The sequence below is a fragment of the Ideonella sp. B508-1 genome, from assembly GCF_000333615.1.
Taxonomy (GTDB): domain Bacteria; phylum Pseudomonadota; class Gammaproteobacteria; order Burkholderiales; family Burkholderiaceae_C; genus Ideonella.
In genome coordinates, this window is record NZ_BADL01000066.1 from 1 (window position 1) to 3,464 (window position 3,464).

Here is a 3,464-nt window from a genome sequence, read left to right on the forward strand (position 1 = left end):
CAGATCACGACGCTGCGCCAGCAGTTGCAGCCCTGCCGGGCCCAGGGCACGGGCATCCTGACCATTCCGCCCACGCCCTACGGTTGCCCGCCGGGCCCTAACGAGCGGGCCTGCCTGCTGGCCGACTGGCTCAAGAAGTACAAGCCCGGCGCCAAGCTGCTGGTGCTGGACGCCAACCCGGACTTCGTGGCCGAGAAGGACAACTTCAGCCGCGCCTTCTACGACCTGCACGCCAGCGTCATCGAGTACCACACCAGCGTCGCCATCCAGTCCGCCGACGCCGCCACCATGACGCTGCAGACCAGCGCCGGGGCCGTGCATGGCGACGTGATCAACCTGATCCCGCGCCAGCGCTGCGCCCCCATCGTGGCCGCCACGGGCCTGGCCAACGCGACCGACGGCCGCTTTGCCGGGGTGGATGTGCTGAGCTACGAAAGCCTGGTGGCGCCGGGCATTCATGTGATCGGAGACTCGTCGGCCACGACCCAGCCCAAGGCCGGTCACATCGCCAACCAGGAGGCCAAGGTCTGTGCCGATGCCATCGTCCGTCTGCTGGCCGGCCAGGCGCTGGACCCGGCCCCGGTCACCAACTCAGCCTGCTACTCGACGATCACCATGAGCCAAGCCTCCTGGCTGACCGCGGTGTTCCAGTACGACGCCGGCAGCCGCGCCATGGCCTCGGTGGCCAACGCGTCGGGGGCCTCCAGCGGCTGGAGCAGCGGCAACTTCGAGCAGATGAACACCTGGTTCAAGGCGCTGATGGCCGACACCTTCGCCTGAGCGGCGCAGCCTCAGAGGAAGCGCGCCAGCGCTTCCACATCCTCCGGGAAGAGCTGCCCCGTCTCCACCGCCGCCACGCGGCCATCGCGTCCGCGCGCGAGGGTGACGGGCAACCCCTTGGGCTTGGGCAGCACGCGGGCCACCTCTGCGGTCAGCAGGCCGCAGGGGAAGGTGTAGCCCTTGCGAGCCCGGTAGGCGATGGCATCGGCCGCCTGGGTGTCGATGGACAGGCCCAGCACCACCAGCCCGCGCTGGCGCTGGGCCTGCCAGAGCTTCTCCATCCAGGGCGTCTGCTGGGCACAGAAGGGACACCAACTGGCCCAGTAGTACAGCACCACGACCTTGCTCTCGGCATCGGCGGGTCGGAACACGCCACCTTCCAGCAAGGGCACCTCGGTCAGGGGCAGCGCACTGCCCAGCTTGGGCACTGGCGCCGCAGGCCCAGCGCCTTGGGCCCAGACGGGCACGCTCACACCTGCCAGGGCGCCCAGCAGCCAACGGCGTCGCGCCGCGCCCGGCCCACCACCGACGGGCGCCAAGACGGCGCCACCTTCAGACCCATCCACGGGCCTCGTCCTGTCATCCATGTCCGGCCTTTCGCAACAAGGCGAAGGCCACCGGGCTCAGCCCCGGCGGCCCCGCAGGAGCTGGTCTGCCGAAGGCAGCTCGGCCCCGTCATCGAGCTCGATGGCGATCTGGGTGCAGACCGCCCGGCACAACTGCGCCACCCGCTCGCTCTGCAAGCGGTAGAACACCTGGGTGCCCTCCCGGCGTCGCCCCAGCACGCCAGCGCGGTACAGCGTGGACAGATGCTGGGACATGTTGGGCTGGGTGGTGTCGATCTCCGAGAGCAGCTCCGAAACGTTGCGCTCGCCGTTGCACACGGCGCTGATGATCTTCAGACGCACCGGCGTGGACAGCAGGCTGAACAGCTCTGCCGCGCTCTCGAACACCCGGTCCTGATCGTTCGTTTCGGCCACCTTGACCTCTGGCATGGATCCGTCCATCACTCTATCAGCACTTGCGCAGACAGCGGGCTGCACACCAGGACGCGGAAGGCGCCGACATACCGCCTAGGGCATTCCGCGGTGACGCTCCGGTCGGTCGCCTGCACAATCGGCCCCACCTCGGTCTGACCCTCCTCCCCCGCGCGCCATGACGGATGTCGACACCGCCCACCTGGCCACCCAGGTGCTCTGGGCCGCCTTCGGGCTGTCCCTGCTCTTCGGCTTCATCGCCCACCGCAGCCGCTTCTGCACCATGGGCGCCATCGCCGACGTGGTCAGCATGGGCCACTGGGAACGGGCCCGCATGTGGGCCCTGGCCGTGGCCGTGGCCACGCTGGGCTTCAACGGCATGGTGGCCCTGGGCTGGGTGGAGGCGCGCAACACGATCTACGCCGTGCCCCGGCTGCTGTGGCTGTCGGCCGGGGTGGGCGGCGGTCTGTTCGGCGTCGGCATGGTGCTGGCTTCGGGCTGCGGCAGCCGCAACCTGGTGCGCCTGGGCGGCGGCAACCTCAAGTCGCTGGTGGTGTTGATCGTGATGGCGGTGACCGCCTTCGCCACCCTCAAGGGCCTGACAGCCGTGTGGCGGGTGGCCACGGTGGAGCGCTTCTTCGTCGACCTGCCCAGCGGGCAGGACCTGCCCACGCTGCTGGCCAGCGCCGGCTGGGGTCGCGTACCGGCCATCGCCGGCGGGCTGGGTGCGGCCGTGGCGCTGCTGCTGGGCGGCTGGGCGCTGAGCCGTCCCGAAGGCCGCAGCTCCGCCGCCTTGCTGGGTGGCCTGGGCATCGGCGCGGTGATCACGGGCGTGTGGTGGGCGTCCGGCGTGCTGGGCTACGTGCCGAAAGATCCCCAGACCCTGGAACCGGCCTTCTGGCCACCAACAGCCACCGCATGGAAGCACTGAGCATGGCCTCGCCGCTGGCCTATGCACTGGACTGGCTGCTGTTCTTCAGCGACAGCTCCAAGACCTTGACGCTGGGCATCGTCAGCGTGCTCGGCGTGCCGCTGGGGGCCGCGGCCTCGGCAGTGCTGCAGCGCAGCTTCCGCTGGGAAGGCTTTGCCGACGTGCAGGACCTGGGCCTGCATCTGGTGGGGGCCAGCCTGATGGGGGTGGGCGGCGTGGTGGCCATGGGCTGCACCATCGGCCAGGGCATCTCCGGCCTGTCCACCCTGTCCTTGGGTAGCGGGCTGGCGGTGCTGGGCATCGTGGCCGGCGGTCTGCTGGGGCTGCGCTACCAGAGCTGGCGCATCGAACGCATGGGTTGAGGCGGGTCGGCGCATCGCTCCATCCCTCTTCAGCGAACCGGGCCGGACCACGAGGCCGAAGCAAGCGCCATCACATCGGCCTCGCTCATTTCACCCGGGATGCACTGCGCCAGCCGCCCATCGGCGGCGAGCAAGCAGGTCATGGGCACCACACGGCGTGGCGTGAAGCGCGCGCGCAAATGCCCATCGTCGATCACCATCGGGAAGTGCCAGTCCCGCCGTGCCGCCTCCTGCCGGGCCGCGGCGGCATCGCCCCCCTCCGCCACACCCAGCACCTGCAGGCGCTGCGGGTCCACCGTGGCGTGCAGCTGCGCAATGCGGCTGTTGTGGCGCTGGCAGTAGGCGCAGTCCGCCGACCAGAACACCACCACCGTGGGCACGCCACGCCAGGCGCCCGGCGAAAGCGCTGCCCCG

At 70.2% G+C, this 3,464-nt stretch carries 4 protein-coding genes and 1 pseudogene; 2 read left to right on the forward strand and 3 right to left on the reverse strand.

The window, feature by feature from the left end; translation table 11 throughout:
• Nucleotides 1–780 (forward strand): FCSD flavin-binding domain-containing protein (locus I73_RS25635; RefSeq protein WP_022979256.1); only part of this gene is annotated, 780 nt, incomplete at its 5' end.
• Nucleotides 781–791: 11 nt separating this feature from the next.
• On the opposite strand, the gene I73_RS02965 is transcribed toward I73_RS25635, so the two are convergent.
• Nucleotides 792–1,346, reverse strand: coding sequence for a TlpA disulfide reductase family protein (locus I73_RS02965; protein WP_234409394.1), 555 nt, complete (start codon nt 1,344–1,346; stop codon nt 792–794).
• A gap of 57 nt (nt 1,347–1,403) precedes the next feature.
• Nucleotides 1,404–1,775: a helix-turn-helix transcriptional regulator gene (locus I73_RS02970; protein ID WP_026096244.1), complete on the reverse strand. Its 372-nt coding sequence runs from the start codon at nt 1,773–1,775 to the stop codon at nt 1,404–1,406.
• A 160-nt stretch (nt 1,776–1,935) separates the two neighbouring features.
• Between I73_RS02970 and I73_RS25640 the strand changes: the two are divergent.
• Nucleotides 1,936–3,050 (forward strand): annotated as a pseudogene (locus I73_RS25640) (YeeE/YedE family protein).
• Nucleotides 3,051–3,079: 29 nt separating this feature from the next.
• On the opposite strand, the gene I73_RS02980 reads toward I73_RS25640, so the two are convergent.
• Nucleotides 3,080–3,464, reverse strand: a 385-nt coding sequence (locus tag I73_RS02980) for a TlpA disulfide reductase family protein (protein ID WP_148289662.1), incomplete at its 5' end; no start/stop codon positions are given.